The organism is Cellulosimicrobium sp. Marseille-Q4280 (assembly GCF_943181405.1).
Lineage (GTDB): Bacteria > Actinomycetota > Actinomycetes > Actinomycetales > Cellulomonadaceae > Cellulosimicrobium.
The window spans coordinates 822,355-841,917 of record NZ_CALPBY010000001.1; the positions used below are offsets into that span (position 1 = coordinate 822,355).

The 19,563-nt window shown below is 71.4% G+C and carries 14 protein-coding genes and 1 pseudogene; 9 read left to right on the top strand and 6 right to left on the bottom strand.

The genetic code is table 11. From position 1 onward, the window contains the following. Positions 1 to 20: 20 nt before the first annotated feature. From NFS20_RS03655 to NFS20_RS03670, 4 genes are read left to right on the top strand one after another with little or no spacing between them, the layout of a single operon-like run. Positions 21 to 923 (top strand): ABC transporter permease, encoded by a 903-nt coding sequence (locus NFS20_RS03655; protein WP_251150362.1) that lies wholly within the window; start codon positions 21 to 23, stop codon positions 921 to 923. Next, complete coding sequence (locus NFS20_RS03660) at positions 923 to 2,218, top strand: ABC transporter ATP-binding protein (RefSeq protein ID WP_251150363.1); 1,296 nt, start codon at positions 923 to 925, stop codon at positions 2,216 to 2,218. Before NFS20_RS03655 ends, NFS20_RS03660 begins: the two co-directional genes overlap by 1 nt. Beyond that, on the top strand, positions 2,211 to 4,337 hold the full coding sequence (locus NFS20_RS03665; protein ID WP_251150364.1) for a hypothetical protein: 2,127 nt from the start codon (positions 2,211 to 2,213) through the stop codon (positions 4,335 to 4,337). The genes NFS20_RS03660 and NFS20_RS03665 overlap by 8 nt, the downstream gene beginning before the upstream one ends. Beyond that, positions 4,258 to 6,525, top strand: coding sequence for a hypothetical protein (locus tag NFS20_RS03670; RefSeq protein ID WP_251150365.1), 2,268 nt, complete (start codon positions 4,258 to 4,260; stop codon positions 6,523 to 6,525). Before NFS20_RS03665 ends, NFS20_RS03670 begins: the two co-directional genes overlap by 80 nt. 42 nt (positions 6,526 to 6,567) lie before the next feature. Here the strand turns inward: NFS20_RS03670 and NFS20_RS03675 are convergent, their stop codons facing one another. Continuing rightward, positions 6,568 to 8,826: a DUF4214 domain-containing protein gene (locus NFS20_RS03675; protein WP_251150366.1), complete on the bottom strand. Its 2,259-nt coding sequence runs from the start codon at positions 8,824 to 8,826 to the stop codon at positions 6,568 to 6,570. Positions 8,827 to 8,974: 148 nt separating this feature from the next. On the opposite strand from NFS20_RS03675, the gene rfbB reads away from it, so the two are divergent. The 3 genes from rfbB (at position 8,975) to NFS20_RS03690 (ending at position 12,860) form a co-directional block, all read left to right on the top strand. Then, a complete protein-coding gene (gene rfbB, locus NFS20_RS03680) occupies positions 8,975 to 9,970 on the top strand; it encodes a dTDP-glucose 4,6-dehydratase (protein WP_251150367.1) in 996 nt (331 codons plus the stop codon). A gap of 220 nt (positions 9,971 to 10,190) precedes the next feature. Next, entirely contained in the window at positions 10,191 to 11,390 is a 1,200-nt protein-coding gene (locus NFS20_RS03685) for an LCP family protein (RefSeq protein WP_251150368.1), read from the top strand. Between the two features lie 528 nt (positions 11,391 to 11,918). Beyond that, positions 11,919 to 12,860: an LCP family protein gene (locus NFS20_RS03690; RefSeq protein ID WP_251150369.1), complete on the top strand. Its 942-nt coding sequence runs from the start codon at positions 11,919 to 11,921 to the stop codon at positions 12,858 to 12,860. A 64-nt stretch (positions 12,861 to 12,924) separates the two neighbouring features. Here the strand turns inward: NFS20_RS03690 and NFS20_RS03695 are convergent, their stop codons facing one another. The 3 genes from NFS20_RS03695 to NFS20_RS03705 all read right to left on the bottom strand — a co-directional run bounded on the left by NFS20_RS03695 (position 12,925) and on the right by NFS20_RS03705 (position 15,327). Then, positions 12,925 to 13,467, bottom strand: coding sequence for a hypothetical protein (locus tag NFS20_RS03695; protein ID WP_251150370.1), 543 nt, complete (start codon positions 13,465 to 13,467; stop codon positions 12,925 to 12,927). A gap of 61 nt (positions 13,468 to 13,528) precedes the next feature. Next, positions 13,529 to 14,044 (bottom strand): 5-(carboxyamino)imidazole ribonucleotide mutase, encoded by a 516-nt coding sequence (gene purE / locus NFS20_RS03700; protein WP_251150371.1) that lies wholly within the window; start codon positions 14,042 to 14,044, stop codon positions 13,529 to 13,531. A 2-nt stretch (positions 14,045 to 14,046) separates the two neighbouring features. Next, positions 14,047 to 15,327, bottom strand: coding sequence for a 5-(carboxyamino)imidazole ribonucleotide synthase (locus NFS20_RS03705; RefSeq protein ID WP_251150372.1), 1,281 nt, complete (start codon positions 15,325 to 15,327; stop codon positions 14,047 to 14,049). An 88-nt stretch (positions 15,328 to 15,415) separates the two neighbouring features. Between NFS20_RS03705 and NFS20_RS03710 the strand changes: the two genes are divergently transcribed. Continuing rightward, positions 15,416 to 15,904, top strand: coding sequence for a GtrA family protein (locus NFS20_RS03710; protein ID WP_251150373.1), 489 nt, complete (start codon positions 15,416 to 15,418; stop codon positions 15,902 to 15,904). A 63-nt stretch (positions 15,905 to 15,967) separates the two neighbouring features. On the opposite strand, the gene NFS20_RS03715 is transcribed toward NFS20_RS03710, so the two are convergent. Next, positions 15,968 to 17,293: a sensor histidine kinase gene (locus tag NFS20_RS03715; RefSeq protein WP_251150374.1), complete on the bottom strand. Its 1,326-nt coding sequence runs from the start codon at positions 17,291 to 17,293 to the stop codon at positions 15,968 to 15,970. 30 nt (positions 17,294 to 17,323) lie between these two features. After that, positions 17,324 to 18,007: a response regulator transcription factor gene (locus tag NFS20_RS03720; RefSeq protein ID WP_251150375.1), complete on the bottom strand. Its 684-nt coding sequence runs from the start codon at positions 18,005 to 18,007 to the stop codon at positions 17,324 to 17,326. 104 nt (positions 18,008 to 18,111) lie between these two features. On the opposite strand from NFS20_RS03720, the pseudogene NFS20_RS22355 reads away from it, so the two are divergent. Further along, a pseudogene (locus NFS20_RS22355) lies at positions 18,112 to 19,338 on the top strand (sensor histidine kinase); the annotation flags it as partial. Positions 19,339 to 19,563 lie beyond the last annotated feature (225 nt).

Sequence of the window (19,563 nt, forward strand, 5' to 3'; positions counted from 1 at the left end):
CCCGACCGATCAGGACGGCGATGAACGACCAGCGCTCTGCGCGCGCCTCGACGCTCGAGGCCGAACCCTTCCGCCCCGCGGGACCGCGTCCCGGCTTCATCGGTGGCACCGTCCAGTCGATCCGCGACATCGTGGCGCACCGGGAGCTCCTCGGGCTGCTCACCCGGCGCGAGATCAAGGCGCGCTACAAGGACAGCGTGCTCGGCTTCTTCTGGAGCCTCGCCCGGCCCCTCGCGATGCTCATGGTCTACTGGGTGGCGATCGGCAAGTTCCTCGGGGCCGAGCGCGCCATCCCCGAGTTCGCCATCTACATCTTCACCGGCCTGACCGCCTGGCAGCTCTTCTCCGACATCGTCCTCACCGGTACGGGCTCGATCGTCGCGAACTCCGGTCTCATCAAGAAGGTCTACGTCCCGCGCGAGGTCTACCCGCTCTCGGCCGTCGGCTCCGCGCTGTTCAACTTCGTGATCCAGCTCGGGATCCTCATCGCCTTCACCGTCGTGCGCGGGCAGTTCCCCGTCGGCGCCCGATGGCTCTACTTCGTGCTGGCCCTCGCGGTGCTCGTCACCTTCGCGACCGCCGTCGCGCTGTTCCTGGCCGCGGTGAACGTGTACCTGCGCGACGTGCAGTACCTCGTCGACATCTCGCTCATGCTGCTCTTCTGGGCGTCGCCGATCGTCTACTCCTGGAGCCAGGTGTCGCAGTATCTCGACGGGGTCCTCGAGACGATCTACCTGGCGAACCCCATGACGCAGGTCATCCTGGCCTTCCAGCAGACCTTCTGGGTCGCCGGCGACGGCCAGTCCGTGCCCCCGAACCTGGGGACGAACCTTCTCATCATGCTGGGTGTCTCCGTCGTCCTCCTCTGGCTCGGTCAGCGCACGTTCGCCCGCCTCCAGAGCAACTTCGCGCAGGAGCTGTGATGAGCACCCCCGTCATCCGCATCGACGACCTGTCCAAGCGCTTCGTCATCCGCAAGGAGAAGTCGCTCAAGGAGCGACTCGTCAACTTCGGGCGGTCCAACAAGCACAAGGACGACTTCTGGGCACTGCGTGACGTGTCGATGGAGATCGACTCCGGCTCAACGGTCGGGCTCGTCGGCCCCAACGGGTCCGGCAAGAGCACGCTGCTCAAGATGATCGGCGGCATCCTGCAGCCCACCACGGGCACGGTGAGCCTGCGGGGCCGGCTCGCGGCCCTCCTCGAGCTGGGGGCCGGGTTCCACCCCGACCTCACGGGCCGCGAGAACGTCTACCTCAACGCGTCGATCCTCGGGCTCTCGCGCGAGCAGACCGACGGCTACTTCGACGCGATCGTGGACTTCTCGGGCATCGAGAAGTTCATCGACACGCAGGTGAAGTTCTACTCCTCCGGCATGTACGTCCGCCTCGCCTTCGCCGTGGCCGTGCACGTCGACCCCGACATCCTGCTCGTCGACGAGGTGCTGGCCGTCGGGGACGAGCCGTTCCAGCGCAAGTGCATGGACCGCATCCGCCAGTTCCAGCACGACGGCCGCACGATCGTCTTCGTGAGCCACTCGCTCGACCAGGTGGCCGACCTGTGCGATCGCGCGGTGGTGCTGGAGCACGGACACGTCATCGCCGACGGCGAACCTCGTGAGGCGCTTCGCACACTCCGCACCGAGTTCGACCAGATCCGCCAGGACGACGTCCAGAGAGAGCAGAGCCGCCGCGAAGAGCAGCGCGGAGGCGCGGACCGTGGTGGAACAGAGCCTGGAACAGACCGGGTTCTCGTGCGCTCGGTAGCGATCCTGGACCAGGAGGGTCTGCCGGTGACCTCCGTCGATCAGGGTGACGACGTTACGATCAGAGTGACCGTCGACTCCGCCGACCCCGTGAGCGGGATCGTGGTGGGTACCGGTTTCGACACGGTCCTCGGGGTCAACGTCTACGGTACGAACACTGACCTGCTCGGTACGCGACTCCCTGACTTCTCCGGTGAGCTCAGCGTCGACTTCCACTTCTCCGACGTCCATCTCGGAGAGGGCGCGTACACCGTTCACGGCGCGGTGGCAGCCGAGAGCGGCGTCGAGCTGCACCGCCTGCGTGACGCGGGATCGCTGCACGTACAGACCGACGGCTCCGCCATCGGCGTGACGTGGCTCGACGCCCGCACGAGCTGGTCCACCGAGTTCAGCTCATCGTCCCAGTCGACACGCGGTCCGGCACCGACTGCGATGGGCTCCTTCGATGCTTGAGCTGCTGCTGCTCACCGTCGTCTTGGCGCTGATCTTTCTCGTCGTCGGCTTCCCCCTGGCTGTCGCGATTGGATCAGGCCGCGACGGCGTCGTCGCGACGGCCACGGACGCGGGACTGCTCGGCGCCACCTTCCTGCCCCTCGCGATCGTCCTGTGGGACTGGCTAGGGGTGTTCGGTGCCGCACTAGGCATCGTGTCGTGGGGGGCCGCGATCCTGTACGCGAAGTGGCGGCGGATGCCCTTGCCCTTCAAGCATGTTCGCTTCCCGGGCGTACCGCTAGTCGCAGCCGTGGCCGTCATCCTCACGGCGGGGACACTCCTGCGGCTGAGGGACGTCTCCTTCCTGCCGTGGCTCGGCGACATGGGCGCCTACGTGAACTGGGCCAACGAGCTCGTTCGAACAGGTTCGCTCGACGCGAGCTGGCCTCCCCTTTTCTCGGCATACCTGGCCGTCCCGTCCTTCCTCTTCGGCCCAGAACACGCCGCGTCGGCTGTGCTTTTCGCAGGAGTCATCCTGCTGGCCGCGGTCCCGAGACTGCTCGTCGCCCTCGGCGTCAACCGGTGGTTCGCCGTCGCGGCCCTGGCAGCTCTCGCCGTCAGCCCGCACGCCGTCTGGTACTCGTCGTTCACCGCGTCGGAGTCGCTGGCGGCCCCACTCTTCCTGCTCTGGCTCGTCCTCCTGCTCAAGATCCTTGGCAGGCCCGGCGGCGACGCCGGACTCACGACCGTTCTCGGCTTGCTGTTCCTGTCCATGTGCATGCTTCGTGGTAGCGCCCCTCTCCTCTTGCTGCCGCTGCTCGCCGTGTGGTTGCTCACGTTGCTCGTCGGATCTTTTCGGGCGTCTCGTCGAAGTGCGTGGTTGGTCGTCGCTGGCGCCACCACTGCGGCTTCTGTGTCGTATGCGTACGGGATCTCGCAGATCCACCGGTACTACGTCGACATGCAGCTCACCGAGATGCTCCCAGGGCGCGTGTGGGAGCGTCTCTCCGCTGCAGGCCTCTTCGACCTAACGCCGCAGACGTACGCGTGCTTGGTCCTCGTCCCTGCGTTCTTCTGGGCCGTCGGCCGGTGGATGCGCCCGGGCGCGCTCGCAGAAGCGACACCACGCCTACGGGTCGCCCTCGGGGCAGCACTCTCGATCCTCTGGCTGACGCTCGTCGCCTGGATGGCTTTGAAGGCAGGGGACGTGTCCGCCATCCTCGGACGCATGGGCTGGGCCGGCGTCCTGATCGCCGGACTGGCGCCACTAGCCTCCGCTTTCCGGTCCCCGCGTGCCCAGCTAGTCGTCGTCGTCGCCACGCTGTCCTCGCTCCAGTTCCTCGTTCTCCACGATCATCGGCTCGGTGGTCAGCGGGCACACACGTTCTTCCTCTACTGGGACCGATACCTTGTCAGCGAGCTGCTTCCAACCCTCTACGTCTTCGTCTTCGCAACCGTCGGCTGGGGAGCCGCCTACCTCGTCTCCTCCCGTCGCCGTCCCGGTACGGCGCACGCCGACCTGGCCGAGCACACTGGGACCGTGACGACGACCAATCTCCGTGCAGAGGGGGGGTGGCGTCTGCCGGCGATCGCCGCCGTCACGGCCCTGGCAGTCGCCGCACCCGGGCTCACTGCAATTCCCCCGATCATGCGGGGGACGACACTGGACGGCTCTTTCGATCTCATCCAGGATCTCGACGACGTCGGGGACGCCGACGTGCCCGTCGTCTGGTCCGCCAACGGGCCAGGCCTCCCGGAGGGTCACTTCTTCCCCAACACCCGCATGGCCTTCGCGCGTCCGCTCGAGTACACGTTTGGCCGCGACGTCCTCAACGATCCCGCCGCTGGGGACTTCGATCCTGATGAAGTTGTCTCGGCGGCATCCCTCGACCGATATGCGGCATGCTCCGGTAGCCGCACGCTCACCGTCATCGAGGCCGACGCCGGCGGCACGGACCTCGATGCGCGACTCGCCGACTCTGATCTCGCGGCTTCTCATGTGGCAGAGGTCTCCGGCGTTGTCGAGCTGCTCCATCAACCCGCGAGCTCGGGCTGGATCGATGTCGACTACACGTTCGACGTGTGGACAGTGGAGGTCGCCCGAGAACCCACGATCTTCCCTGCTGACTGCGACAGCTAGGGCGTCTACCTACCGACGGGTTCCCCCGTCAACAAGAAGCAGTCGGAAGCGCGTCGGACGTCACTGTCACGCTATGAAATACGGTGCGCGGCGGTCCCCGCAAGCCGCCCCGCTCGCGTCCGCCCAGGAACATTCCCACCATGGGTTGGTGGACCCCCCCGACATTCGGACCTCGGAACGGCGACGACGCGCAGCTTCGACACTTGTCACAGCTCCGGATCGGGTCGCCACCGTTCTGCTGATGCTGAGCATCGTGGTTTCGGTCGCGGTGCTCGTCGAGGTGTTCCGGCCGCTCGTTGTCGTCCCCCTCACACTCGTTCTCGTCGCCGTCACGTGGAAGGTCGTCCCCTCCTCCCTCGAGCCGACCCGGCGAGCAGTGGCTGGAACCCTTACGGCGCTAGGGATCGTCGTGGCGTGGTTCGTCGTCAACGTTCCGTTCGCCGCACGGTTCGTCGTCGTGACGCGCGACCCGGGATTCCTCACGCTCGAGGCGTTCTGGCTCTCGCGCAACGAGTCGCCTGATCTCCCGCTGACCAACTCTTCCGACCTCCTGGCCACGATCGAGGGGGTGAAGGTCGCGTCGGCCGCGTACTCGGTCAACGGTGACGTCCTCAACGTCCAGGGCGCCAAGCTGCTTCCCGGGATCCTCGCCGTCGGAGGATGGGTCGGCGGCGACGTCGGGGTCCTGATTGGGAATCTCATCGTGGGCGGCGTGGCACTCCTGGCGGTCTACTCCTTCGCCCGTCGGCTCGTCGGGCCTCTCTGGGGGCTGGTACCGCTCTTCGTACTGGCAGCCAGCGTGCCGTTCGCCGCCTTCACCCGCGCTGCGTACACCGAGCCGCTCACCGTCGCGCTCGGCTTCGCCGGCCTGACGATGGCCTGGTCCGCGGTCTCCGCACGCTCGCTGGTGCAGTATGCGGGCGCGGGCGCCCTCATCGGCGCCACGGCCCTCGCGCGCGTCGACGGCGCGGCGCAGGTCATCGGTCTCGTCGCGGCACTCGGAACCGCCTCCGCATGCGCGCTCCTCCCGATGGTGCGCCGGCCCCTCGCACGTGGACTCGTCGCCGCCTCCGCCGCCGCGCTCATCCTCGTTGGACTGGGCTTCCTCGATCTCGCCGTCCACAGCCCCAACTACCTCTCGAACCTCAGTGGACAGGTAACCATGGTCGCCCGGGCTCTGGCCTTCACCCTTGTCGGGGCCGCGGTGCTCAATGTGCCACGCGTCTGGTCCCCGCTCGCACGAGTCGTCTTCCGATCGCGGCGAGGGCTCGCCTGGGGAGCGGCAAGCGTTGTCGTGCTCCTCGCCGTCGTCCTGGCGAGCCGGCCGCTCTGGATGGAGAACCACCACACCCCGGCAGGGAGCCCCTACGCCCAGTTCCTCGAGGAGATCCAGGCGCTGGAAGGTCTCCCGCTCGACGGGAGCCGGTCGTACGACGAGATGTCCGTCAACTGGCTGACGTGGTACTTCGGGCCTCCGATGGTGATCCTCGCGTTCTCCGGTCTGGCGATCGCGACCTATCGCGCGATCCGACGACGCGACCCGCGATTTCTCGTGTTCGTCGGGGTCGTCGCCGCACCGAGCGCGCTCTACCTGTGGCGTGTCAGCATCACACCCGACCAGGTGTGGGCGATGCGACGGTTCCTTCCGGTCACCATCCCCGGGTTTCTCGTGGCCGCGACCCTGGCCATCGTGGTGCTCTGGGGACTCGCCCAACACTGGGCACGAGCCGTCGCAGTCCTCGGAACCGTGACGGTCGTCGTCTGGCCGCTCGTCACGTGGGGGAATCTCTTCACCGTCGTCGAGCAGGACGGCCGTTACGGTGAGGCGCGGGCGGTCTGCGACGCCGTGGGCGGGCGCCCGATCGCGGTGGTGGGCTCTCCGCTCCCGTATGAGGCGACCCTGCTCAGCATCTGCGGTACGGATGCCGTCGCCGTCGCCTCCGGTGCACCGGAGACGCTTGCACGTGTCCGCGACGCGTGGGGCGGTCAGGTCTCGGTCGTGGCTTTCCGCGGCGACGCCCTGCCCTGGGCCGGGACGGTCCCCCCTCCGCTGCGCACGACGACCGAGACGACCTGGGAGCGCACCCTCGAGCGATTACCGGACGACGCCCTGACCTCTCAGTCGCAGGTGTGGGTAGGACACGTCCAGCCGGACGGCAGTGTGGTTCCGGCACCGGCAGCGCCCTGACCGCCGCCCGCCCGTCCGACTGCCAAACCGACGGCGGCTTCGTCACTCGGGGAACCGGCGGAGTGCGAGGTTGCGGTACTCGACCGAGCCCGCGATCCCCTCCCGCACCGCGCCCTCACCACGCGTGAGCAGCACACCACCCCAGTACGACTTACCCCCGAAGTCCGGCGCGCGCCCGAGGAACACCTCGTAGTACCCGCCCGCCCGGTTGTTCGCCGCCTCCCGCGAACCCCAGACCCCCGACGCCACCGCAGCACGACCCGACGACGCGATCCGCCCACGCCAGTTCGCCACCTCCGACGCCGACGCCGACCGCCCGAGCATCACCTGGTACAACCGCCGCACGAACGCGTCGTCGTTGCCCCCCGACCGCTGGTAGAACTCCGGCGTCCGGTAGAACAACAACGCCACAGCGTCCACCGAGATGTCCCCCGACATCACACCCCGCGTCCAGCTGTTCAACCCCGCAGCATCCGGCTGACGACCGAGCACGTCCACGTACGCTTCGCGAACCCGCAGCCGCACGTACTCCTCCGACCGTGTCAAGGAGCGCACCACCGACTCCCGGCTCGTCCCCGACGCCAGCTTCGACGTCCACGTCGTCAACCCCGACGAGTCCGCCGCACGACCCAGCAGGTCGTCGTACAACGCCCGCACCACGGACCGCGCCTGGTTGAACGCCGCACCGTAGCCGTACGCGGTCGCACGGTCCCGGATGGACTGCAGGTGCGTGTAGCCGACCTGACCGGGGCAGGCGGTGTAGGCGACGTCACGGTGACCGAACGTCGTGGGCAGGGTGACCGTCGTCCCCGCCGGGTAGCGGGAGTTCTCCCCGCCGCGTGTCGTGTAGCTCATGAACACGTCGGGGCGCACCCCGTAGGCGCCGAGCCGGAACCCGACGACGTGCGCCACGGCCTGGACCGCAGCGTTGCTCGGGGCGACGCTCGAGTGGTCGCCGAGGAACGCGATGCCCACGGTCGACGTGTTGAAACCGCCCGCGTGCACGCCGATGATCGGCTTCGTCATGCTGTTCGCGCGGCCCTCGTAGACGTTTCCCCACTTGTCGACGACGAAGTTGTACCCGAGGTCGCACCACCCGCGGGTGTTGATGTGGTACGCCTGGTCGTTGCGGATGACCTGCATCGCCTGGGCGACGGACGTGTAGGAGTTGGGGTTCGCCGTGTGGTGGATGACGGCACCCACCAGGCGTGAAGCGGTGTCCGGGGTGCATGCCTGAGGAGCGGCTCCCCACCCTCCTCGGGAGATGACCGCCGGCCCGGCCGCAGCGGTCGCGACCGTGGCGCCGGCGCTCTCCACGAAGAGCGCGTTCGTCGTGACCGCCTCGCCCGTGGACGCGGCACCGGCCACCTCGGCCGCCGGGACCTCGGTCGGCTCGGGGGTGGAGATGAGCGTCAGACGGACGTCGGCCGGCAGCTCCTCCACCGCGTCGACGGTCGCCACCTGGACGGCGTCCGACTCACCGACGTACATCGTCCCCGTACCGGACCGGGTCTCGACCTCCGCGTCGACCGTGCCCGCGTCCGGCTGCTCGTCGGCGACCTCGAGATGCTGCCAGCCAGTCCAGTCCCCGTCCTGCGACCGGGTCCGTACCTGGAGCTCGGGCACCTCGACCGTCAGGTCGTCGGGCCAGGAGACGGCGACCGTCTGGAAGCCCTCGTTCTCCACGACCGGTCCCGCGGCGACGTCGTCCACGGCCTCGAGCTCGAGCTCGTCACCGGGGGCGACGGGCTCGGCCGGCTCGGCCGGAGGATCCGCCAGCGCCGGCTCGTCCGAGGGAGCAGCGCCGTCCTCGGCCTCCTCGGCGGCCTCGCTCTCGCCGGAGTCGTCGCTCGGAGCCTCGCTCTCCGGGCTCCCGCTCTCAGGAGCCTCACCGTCCGGGGCCTCACCGTCGGGCACCTCACCGTCCGGGGCCTCACCGTCCGGGGCCTCACCGTCGGGCACCTCACCGTCCGGGGCCTCACCGTCGGGCACCTCACCGTCAGGCGCCGCGCTCTCAGCGGTCTCGCCCGTGGCCGGAGCTCTCCGTGCCCCCGCCTGCGTCTGGGGGTCGGGCACGGAGACGTCCACGGCGAGCGGGTACTCGTCGATCCGGGGCTCCACGGACGCGTCCGCCGTGGGCAGCGCCGTCGCCGGAAGGAGCGGGGCCGGCACGGTCGGAGCGGGCAGGGACGGAGCGGAGGCGGTCGGACGCTCGACGGGCGCGACCATGGGCGGCCCGAACAGGGGCACCACCAAGGACGCGACGGCGACGAACGCGGGAACCACGGCTGGCGACACCATCGGCACTCCTCGGCGTGAACGGTTTGTACACGAAGTCAACGCCAGGTCCTCACCCTCGGCAAGGTGAGACGAACGGCGCGTCGTGATCCCGTCCGACGAACCTCAGTACAGTAGGTGCCGCCCGCAGCCCCTCTCGAAGGACCGTCACATGCGTCTGCTCGTCACCGGCGGAGCCGGTTTCATCGGCTCCAACTTCGTCCACCAGACGGTGCGTGAGCGTCCGGACGTCCGGGTGACCGTCCTCGACGCCCTCACCTACGCGGGCGACCGCACGTCGCTCGCTCCCGTCGCCGACGCGATCACGCTCGTCGAGGGCAGCATCACGGACGCCCCGCTCGTCGACCGCCTCGTCGGCGAGTCGGACCTGGTCGTGCACTTCGCCGCCGAGTCGCACAACGACAACTCGCTGAACGACCCGTCGCCCTTCGTCCAGACGAACGTCGTCGGCACCTTCACGCTGCTCGAGGCGGTGCGCAAGCACGGCACCCGCTTCCACCACATCTCGACGGACGAGGTCTACGGCGATCTCGAGCTCGACGACCCGGCGAAGTTCACGGCGAGCACCCCGTACAACCCCTCGAGCCCGTACTCCTCGACGAAGGCCGGCAGCGACCTCCTCGTCCGCGCGTGGGCGCGGTCGTTCGGCGTGCAGGCCACGATCTCGAACTGCTCCAACAACTACGGGCCGTACCAGCACATCGAGAAGTTCATCCCGCGCCAGATCACGAACCTCATCGACGGGGTGCGCCCGAAGCTGTACGGCGCCGGCCTCAACGTGCGGGACTGGATCCACGTGGAGGACCACAACGCCGCCGTCTGGAGCATCATCGACAAGGGTCGGCCGGGCGAGACCTACCTCATCGGCGCTGACGGGGAGAAGAACAACCTCGAGGTCGTGCGGACGCTGCTCGAGATCTTCGGGCGCGACGCGGCAGACTTCGACCACGTCACCGACCGACCGGGGCACGACCTCCGCTACGCCATCGACGCCTCCACCCTGCGGGACGAGCTCGGGTGGACCCCGCGATACACCGACTTCCGCGACGGGCTCGAGGCCACCGTCGCCTGGTACCGCGAGAACGAGGCGTGGTGGCGTCCGGCCAAGGCCGCGACCGAGGCGAAGTACGCCGCCGTCGGCCAGTGAGGCCTTCCGGCGGGTCCGCCACCGGCGGACCTGCCGGCGCTGACGGCGTCGGCGTTCTCCACGATTCCTCTACCCACCGGGTCCTGGGGCGACGCAGAACGGTGACCTCCACCGCCTATGCTCATCGGTCGTGAGCTCTCGGAATCGCGGTCGCACAGCACCGCACCGACCCCGGACCGCGGGCGGTCCGGCGCATGCGCGACGCCTGCCGTCGAGGTCGGTGCTGCGGGTGCTGGCGCTGTGCGTGACCGCGTGCGTGGCGTTCGCGGGCGTCGGCGGCGCGACCGCTCTCTCGCGGTTCACGGGGAACGTCGACGACGTCGACGCCGACACCCTGCTGGGCGACGACCGCCCCGAGGCCAGCACGCCCGATCCTGAGGACCCGAACGCCGGCACTCCCTTGAACATCGTCCTCATGGGCAGCGACGACCGGTCGGGAGCCAACGCAGGCCTCGTAGCCGACGACACCGAGGGCATGCGCTCCGACACGACGATGATCCTGCACATCTCCGCCGACCGGTCACGCGTCGAGCTCGTGTCGGTCCCGCGCGACTCGACGGTCGACGTCCCGTCGTGCCCGACGACGTCGGGCACGACGACGAACCCGATGTCGGGCACGAAGTTCAACTCCGCCTTCGCGGCCGGCGCGGACCTCGGCGGCGACGTCGCCTCCGGCGCCCTCTGCACGATGCGCACGATCGAGAGCCTCACGGACGTCCGGATGGACGGCTTCGTCGTCATCGACTTCGCCGGCTTCCAGGCGATGATCGACGCGCTCGGCGGCGTCGAGCTGTGCATCCCCGAGGCGGTGCACTCGCCGAAGGCCAACAACCTCACGCTCCCCGCCGGGGTGCAGATGCTCGACGGCGGGACCGCGCTGAGCTACGCCCGTGCACGCACCGGGCAGGGCCTCGGCGACGGCTCGGACCTCGGCCGGATCGGTCGTCAGCAGGAGCTGATGGCGGCGCTCGTCCGCACCGTGCTCGGGAAGAACCTCCTGACCGACGCCGGTGCGCTGGTGCAGTTCCTCGACGCGGTGACGAGCTCGTTGACCATGAGCGACAACTTCTCGTCCGTGACGGGACTCGCCGGACTGGCCTACAGCGCCAAGGGCATCGACCTTGGCAGCATCACCTTCATGACGGTCCCGAACGGCACCGACCCGACAAATCCCAACAACGTGGTGTGGACGTCCGACGCGGACCAGCTCTGGGACAACCTGAAGAACGACCGCCCGGCCGGAGCGACCGAGCAGGCCGGCGGCGAGCAGGATGCCGGTTCGTCCGACGCCACGCCCCAGACCGGCACCGGTCCGGCCGGGCCGGAGGACGCGACCGAGACGGCACCGGCCCCGGCCGAGACGAAGGACGCCGGCGAGGAGGCGTTCTCCGCGCAGGACGTCACGTCAGTGTGCGGGTGAGCGCCGATGACGCACGAGGGTACTGATCCGGGGCGACGCCCACCGAGCTTCACGCCGCAGGGCGGGAGGTCGCCACGTCCGTCGTCGGTCGACGACGCCATCACGATCGGCAACAGCGGTCAACGCCCCGCACCGGTGCGAAGGACGGTGGCCGACGACGCCGTGCGCCCCGAGCCGCGCATCCGACGCCAGTCGTCGCGAGAGGTCCCCGTCACGCCGACGCGCTCCTCGACACCCCCGCCCGCACGGCCCGCACGGCCGGTAAGCAGCGCGGCGTCCGCGTCCGCACTCCCGCCGTCCGTGGCGCCGGAGCGTACGCCCCAGCGACGGACGCCGTCGACCCGCGTCTCGTCGTCACCCCGCATCTCGTCGTCGCCTCGCGTCTCGTCGTCATCGCACGCATCGAGCAGCACGGCCTCGCCGGCTCGGCGTCCGGGCACGTCCCCGGCGCCTCCGGGTCGCCCGCCCGCGGGCAGCCCCAGACCGACGTCGCCCGCCGGGGCTCCGCGCGGGCGTGGCACCATCCGTGTGCGCAAGGGCCGCGTCGCCGTGCTCGTCGCCTGCGTCGTGCTCGTCGGGCTGCTCGCCTGGCCGATCGGCCTGCTCGTGTGGGCGAACGGCAAGATCCAGCACGTCGAGGCGCTCTCCGGTGCGGCCGGGACGCCGGGGAACACCTACCTGCTCGCGGGATCGGACGCGCGCGGCGAGGTCGTCGGCGAGGACGGCACCGAAGGCGCGAGGACGGACACGATCCTCCTCCTGCACGCTCCGTCGAGCGGGCCTGCGGCACTGATCAGCCTGCCTCGCGACACGTACGCCGAGATCCCGGACAACGGCGCCAGCAAGCTGAACTCGGCGTACTCCTGGGGCGGCGCACCGCTCCTGGTCCGCACGGTCGAGCAGCTGACCGGGCTCACGGTCGACCACTACGTGGAGATCGGGTTCGGCGGCGTCCAGGGAGTCGTCGACGCCGTCGGCGGCGTGGAGCTGTGCCTCGACTACGACGTCAACGACCCCAACAGCGGCCTCGTCTGGGCCGCCGGGTGCCACGTGGCCGACGGGACCACGGCGATCGCCTTCTCGCGCATGCGCTACTCCGACCCGAAGGGCGACATCGGTCGCGCCGAACGTCAGCGACAGGTGATCGGGGCCGTCACCTCGAAGGCGGCCGACCCGGGCATCCTCTTCCGGCCGGCCGACCAGGTCTCGTTGCTCGACTCCGGGCTCGGCGCGCTCACGGTCGACGAGAGCACGGGGATCGTCGACCTGGGCAAGATGGCTCTCGCGTTCCGCGCTGCGAACGGCCCCGACGGCATCACGGGCACGCCACCCATCAGCAACCCCGACTACCGTCCCGGGAACGTCGGCTCCACGGTGCAGCTCGACCCGGAGCTCGCACCGCAGTTCTGGGAGGACATCCGCGACGGCAACCTCCCGCCCGGACAGGTCGGCGGGCTCCCCCAGCCGTAGCCCGGACCGCAGCTCGGACCACGCCCCGGGCGCCCGGACGTCGCGGCACGTCTCGAGGCGCCCGTCAGCCCTCCGGACGCGCCGTCGCCCGGCCCGGCAGCTCGGAGGACGCGACGAGCTCGACCCGCTCGACCACGACGTCGAGGGGGTCGTCGGGAAGGTCGGGCACGGAGATCGCGAAGACCGCCGGGGCCAGGTCGTCCGTGCAGACGCGGTCCGTCCCCTCCTGCTCGGCGTCCTCGGCCGTGTACGACGCCACCTCGAGGACGTACGTCTCGCCGGCCCACCGGCCCGCACGCGGGGTGACAGGGCAGGACGAGCTGCCGCGGGTGACGACGAGAAGCTCGTTCCCCTCGCCGCCCCGCAGCACGACCGGCGACGAGTCGTCGTCCGACGTGATGTCCGACGCACGGTCCACGGCGTCCTGGAACACGGGGTCCTGAGGGTCGACCACGGCGACCGCGAGCTCGGCGGTCACGCTCGGTCCCTCGTCTCCCTCGGTCCCGGCCGTGGGACCGCAGCCGACGACGGCCACCGCGAGCAGCCCGGCGGCGGCGACCACGCCTGCTCGGGCGGCTGCGACGCGGAGGTCTCGCTGCACGTCCATACCCTGCCTGTGTCGGCCGGCCAGGCGATCTTGCCGACGACGCCGCGCGACCGTGGTCCGGCTACCGCGTCCGCGACTCCCGCAGGCGTGCGCCCTTCGCGCGCGCCTGGTCTGCCAGGTCCTCCTGGAACGCCACCATCCGCTCGCGCAGTCGCGCCGCGGCGTCGTCGGTCCCCGACGCGAGGATGCGCGCGGCGAGCAGGCCGGCGTTGCGCGCCCCGCCGATCGACACGGTCGCGACCGGGACGCCCGCGGGCATCTGCACGATGGACAGCAGCGAGTCCATGCCGTCGAGGTGCTTGAGCGGCACGGGGACTCCGATCACGGGCAGCGGCGTGACGGCGGCGAGCATGCCCGGCAGGTGGGCCGCGCCCCCGGCGCCGGCGACGATGGCGCGCAGGCCGCGCTCGGACGCGGAACGCCCGTAGTCGATCATCTCGACCGGCATGCGGTGCGCGGAGACGACGTCGACCTCGACCGGCACGTCGAACTCGGCCAGGGCGTCGGCGGCAGCCTGCATGACGGGCCAGTCGGAGTCGGACCCCATGACGATGCCGACGATCGGGTTGTCGCTCATGGTCAGTGCTCCTCGTCCGAAGGGTTCGCGGTCTGCGACCCGGGGTTCTCGCCGCGCAGGATCGCGGCGGCGGCGAGCGCACGACGGCGCACGTCGTCCAGGTCGTCGCCGCTCACGTTGACGTGCCCGAGCTTGCGGCCGGGCCGCACGCCCTTCCCGTAGAGGTTCACCTTCGCGTCCGGGAAGGCCCCCAGCACGTCGGGGAGCGCGTCGGTGAGCTCGTCCAGCGCAGAGCCGAGCACGTTCGCCATGACGGTCCACCGGGCGCTCGGCGCGGTGTCGCCGAGCGGGAGGTCGAGGACGGCGCGCAGGTGCTGCTCGAACTGGCTCGTCACGGCGCCGTCGATCGTCCAGTGCCCGGAGTTGTGCGGGCGCATCGCCAGCTCGTTGACGAGGATGCGCGACGGCGCGGCGTCGCCTGCACCGCCGGCCCCGGCCGCGTCGGCCGGCACCTCGAACATCTCGACAGCGAGCACGCCGGTCACGCCGAGCCCCTCGGCGATGCGCACGGCGGCGTCCCGGGCCCGCTCGGCGTCCTCGGCCGAGAGGTCCGGCGCCGGGGCGATCACCTCCGCGCACACCCCGTCGCGCTGGATCGACTCGACGACGGGCCAGGTACGGACCTCGCCGCGACCGTCCTCGCCGCCGGACGGGCGTCGTGCGACGAGCACGGCGAGCTCGCGCGCGAACGAGACCTTCTCCTCGACGAGGAGCGCCGGCCCGCCGGCCGCGGCGGCGTCGATCCACTCGACAACCTGCTCGGCCCCGCCGCCGGCCGTCGACACGACCCGCACGCCCTTGCCGTCGTAGCCGCCGCGCGACGTCTTGACGACGGCCTCGCCGCCGACCTCGGCGAGGAACGCGGTGAGGGCGGCGCGCGCGGCGTCGGGCGCGGTCGGCAGCGCCGCCCAGCGCGGGCACGGGGCGCCGAGCTCCGTGAGCCGGCGCCGCATGACGATCTTGTCCTGCGCGTGCACGAGCGCGTCGGGCCCGGGACGCACGGGGGTGCCGTGCTCGAGCAGGTCGGTGAGCAGGGCGTTCGGCACGTGCTCGTGCTCGAAGGTGAGCACGGCCGCGGCCTCGCCCCCGGCCGGTGCGATGAGCGCCCGGATCGCCGCCTCGTCCGACGCCACGCCCACGGGGGTGTCGGTCACGACCTGGGCCGCCGACGTGTCGGGCGCCTCGACGAGCACCCGCAGGTGCACACCGAGCTCCCCCGCCGCCGGGGCCATCATCCGTGCGAGCTGTCCGCCGCCGACCACGGCGATCACTGGTGCTGCCACGTGCACCCACCCTAGTGCCTGTGCGCGACCGCACCCACCGGCACCCACCGCCCCGCACGCTCCCAGGCACCCCGGGTAGCCTCGGTCCATGGCCCCCGGCACCAGCGCCCCGCGACAGCGGTTCGCCGACCGCGTGCGCGAGCTCGCGAAGTTCGGCTCCGTCGGCGCGCTCGCGTACGTCGTGGACCTCGGGCTGTTCAACCTGCTGAGCTTCGGCCCGGGCGAGGTGCTCGGCCACAAGCCCCTGACCGCGAAGGTCGTCTCCGTCGCCGTGGCGACGCTCGTCTCCTGGCTGGGCAACCGCTACTGGACCTTCTCCGCACGCCGCACGGAGACGCGCGGCCGCGAGCTCACGGCGTTCGTCGTCGTGAACGTCGGCGGGATGCTCATCGCCGTGGGGTGCCTCGCGTTCTCCACGTACGTCCTGGGCCTCACGTCGCCACTCGCGAAGAACGTGTCCGCGAACGTCGTGGGCCTGGCCCTGGGCACGGCGTTCCGCTACCTGGCGTACCGGCACCTCGTCTTCACCGGGTCGGCAGAGCCCGTCGAGGACGCAGAACCCGCCCGGGTCGGCTGACCGCCTCCGCCGCGCGAGCGCGGCGGAGGGTGCCGGCTCAGCGCGCCGGCGGAGGGTGCGGGCTCAGCGCCTGCGCCGACGGCGCCGTGACGGCACGGCGGTGCCGGTCGGCAGCACGACCCGCGGGTCGAGCCGGCGCGGCACGCCGGCGAGGAAGAGCGCGAAGACCGGCGGGCGGCGCTGGGCGAGCTCGAGGCGACCGCCGTCGGACGCAGCCAGGTCGCGCGCGAGGGCGAGCCCGAGCCCGGTACCGGCCCCGGACGTGACCTCACGCTCGAAGATCCGCGGTGCGAGGTCGTCGGGGACGCCCGCGCCCTCGTCGGACACCTCGGTGACCACCGCCCCGCTGGTGCCGGACGGACGCGCCCGCACCGTCGTCGTGCCGCCGCCGTGCTTGAGCGAGTTCTCGATGAGGGTCGCGAGCACCTGGGCGAGCGCCCCGGGCGTCGCGAGCACCTGGTAGTCGGGCGGCACGTCGACGACGAGCCGGCGTCCCGCCTTCTGGAAGGTCGGGACCCACTCCTCCTCCTGCTGGTGGACGACCTCGAGGAGGTTGACGGCCTCGGTCGTGCCGCCCTGCGCCTGGCGCGAGGACTGGAGCAGGTCGTCGACGACCCCCACGAGCCGCTCGACCTGCTCGAGCGAGATGCGGGCCTCCTCCTGCACGGCCGGGTCGTCGGACGCGAGCGAGATCTCCTCGAGGCGCATGCTCAGCGCGGTCAGCGGGGTACGGAGCTGGTGCGACGCGTCCGCGGCGAACTGCCGCTCCGCCGCGAGGCGTCCCGCGAGCCGGTCCGAGCTGCGGGCCAGCTCCGCGGCGACGAGGTCGATCTCCTCGACCCCGGAGGGCTCCAGACGCGGTCGCACCTGTCCCGAGCCGAGCTGCTCCGCGGAGGCGGCGAGGTACACGAGCGGCGCGGAGAGCCGGTTCGCCTGCCAGACGGCCATGACGATCCCCGCGGCGAACGCCACGACGGCGGCCGCCACGACGAGGATCACGATCTGGGCGGCACGCCAGTAGGCCTCCCAGTAGGAGATCTCGACGACGATCAGGGCCCCCGACTCCGAGGTCGTGGCCGTGCGGATCGCGCGACCCGTCACCTCCTCGCCGGCACGCAGGAGGGTGCCGTCGGGAAGCTGGACGTAGACCGACGCCGGGATGTCGTTGCCGGCGCCCTGCACGGCCTCCTCGATGGTCACGTCCGGGATCTCCTCGCCCGCGTCGACGCGCCTGTCGACCCGGGTGGCGAGACGGTCAGCGCGCGCCTGCACGTCGTCGGCCTCGCCCTGCAGGACGAACTGCGCGCCGAAGAACGCGAGGGGGAACCCCAGCAGGATCACGGCGACGGCGACCGCCGCCACCGTGGCCTGCAGCATCCGGCGCCGCACGCTACTCCTTGCCCTCCACGACCCGGTGGATCAGCTCTCGCCGGTCTCGAAGCGGAAGCCGAGCCCGCGGACCGTCGAGATGTAGCGGGGCGAGTTGGCGTCGTCGCCGAGCTTGCGCCGCAGCCACGACACGTGCATGTCGAGCGTCTTCGTCGAGCCGACGGGCTCGGACCCCCACACGTCCCGCATGAGCGCGTCGCGCACGACGACCGAGCCGGCGTTCGCGACGAGCACGCGCAGCAGCTCGAACTCCTTGGTCGTCAGGTGCAGCTCGCGCTCGCCCTGGAACGCCCGGTGCGCGGAGACGTCGACCCGCACGTCCTGCGCGCCGAGCTCCTCCTCGTCGCCCGTCTCGCCGTGGCTGCGGCGCAGCAGCGCCCGCACGCGGGCGAGCAGCTCGGCGAGCCGGAACGGCTTCGTCACGTAGTCGTCCGCACCGGCGTCGAGGCCGACGACGAGATCGACCTCGTCGGCTCGCGCCGTGAGCACGAGCACGGGAGTGCTGAGACCCTTGTGCCGGATCTCGCGCGCGACGTCGAGCCCGTCCATGTCCGGCAGACCGAGGTCGAGCACCACGATGTCCGCGCCGCTCGCGGAGTCGATCGCCCCTTGACCAGTTCCTTGGACGACGACGTTGTAACCCTCACGTGTCAGCGCACGCGCCAAAGGTTCGGCAATCGCCGGGTCGTCCTCCGCTAGCAGTACGTGGGTCATTCGCTCATGCTAGGGCATCAGTACGACTTCGGTCCCCTCGTGCAGCGCCTCCTGTCCGACCGTGGTCGGACGTCACACGGACCCCTCCTGCCTAGGCTGGTCGCATGGGATGGTACGCGCGGCTCGGGCAGTGGAACGAGGAGCACCGCTTCGGGGTCGACCTCACCCTCACGCTGCTCGTCGCGGTCGTCTTCGTCCCGTCCTCCGCCGCCTTCGCGCCGAACGCCGGGACCGTCGGCGCAGACCTCAGCGGTGGATGGGGTGCGGTCTGGGCCACGCTGCTCCTCGCGCCGCTGCCCTGGCGCCGCGTGCGCCCGGTCGCGTCGGCCGTCGCGGTCTTCGCCGTGGCGCTGCTGCACCTGCTCGCCGGCTACCTCCTGCTGCTGCCCGCGGACTTCGCCGTGCTCGTCGCCCTGTACTCCGTGACGGTCTACGGGCCGCGCTGGGCCCACCGCACGGCGATCGTCTCGGCGCTCGTGGGCGCGGTCGTCCTCGGCCTGGCGCTCGGGCTGCGCTCCGGCAGCCTCGCGGACCTGGCGACCATGGTCTTCTTCACGTCCGCCTTCGGCGGCATGACGTTCCTCGCCGTGTGGGCGTTCGGACTCGTGCGCCGCTCGCGGCGCGAGACCATCGCCGCGCTCGTCGACCGGGCGGAGCGGCTCGAGGTCGAGCGCGACCAGCAGGCACGGATCGCCACCTCCGCGGAACGGGCGCGCATCGCGCGCGAGATGCACGACATCGTGGCGCACTCCCTGTCCGTGATCATCGCCCAGGCCGACGGCGGCCGGTACGCCGCCGCCTCCGACCCGGCTGCGGCACAGCGCGCGCTGACGACCGTCTCCGAGACGGGGCGGGCCGCGCTCGCCGACATGCGCCGACTGCTCGGCGTGCTGCGCACCGAGGCGCCGCGTCCGTCCGGCGCCCCGGTCGCGGGGCCCGGCGCGCCCAGGGCCGCCCTCCCGGCCGCGGACGCGACGCCGGCCGGCGGGGAGCCGCCCGCGACCCTCCCGACGCTCGAGACGACGCCGCAGCCGGACACGGCCGACCTCGAGACCCTCGTCGCGCAGGTGCGCGACAGCGGCCTGCGCGTGTCCCTCGTCCGCGTCGGCCAGGCGCGACCTCTGCCCCCCGGCGCCGGCCTCACGGTCTACCGGGTGTGCCAGGAGGCGCTGACGAACGTCCTCAAGCACGCCGGGCCCGACCCGACGGTCACGGTCGTCGTGCGCTGGGACGCGACCTCGCTCTCGCTCCTCGTCGAGGACGACGGCCGCGGCGCGGCCGCGGAACCCCCGGGCGCAGCGCCGGGGCGGTCGGGCGGCTACGGCCTGCTCGGGATGCGCGAGCGCGCCGCCCTGTTCGGCGGGAGGGTGACGACCGGTCCGCGGCCGGCGGCGGGTCCCGCGCCCACCCCCCCTCCCCCCTGCCTCCGGGCACTCGCCGGGGCGCGGGGCCCAGGGGGTCGGCGCGGACGCGGGTCCCCCTACCGCCGCTCCCTCCTCGCGCGACCCCCGCGACGCCCGCGAGCCCTGCGGGGCCCGCGCCGGCGACCGGTCCGG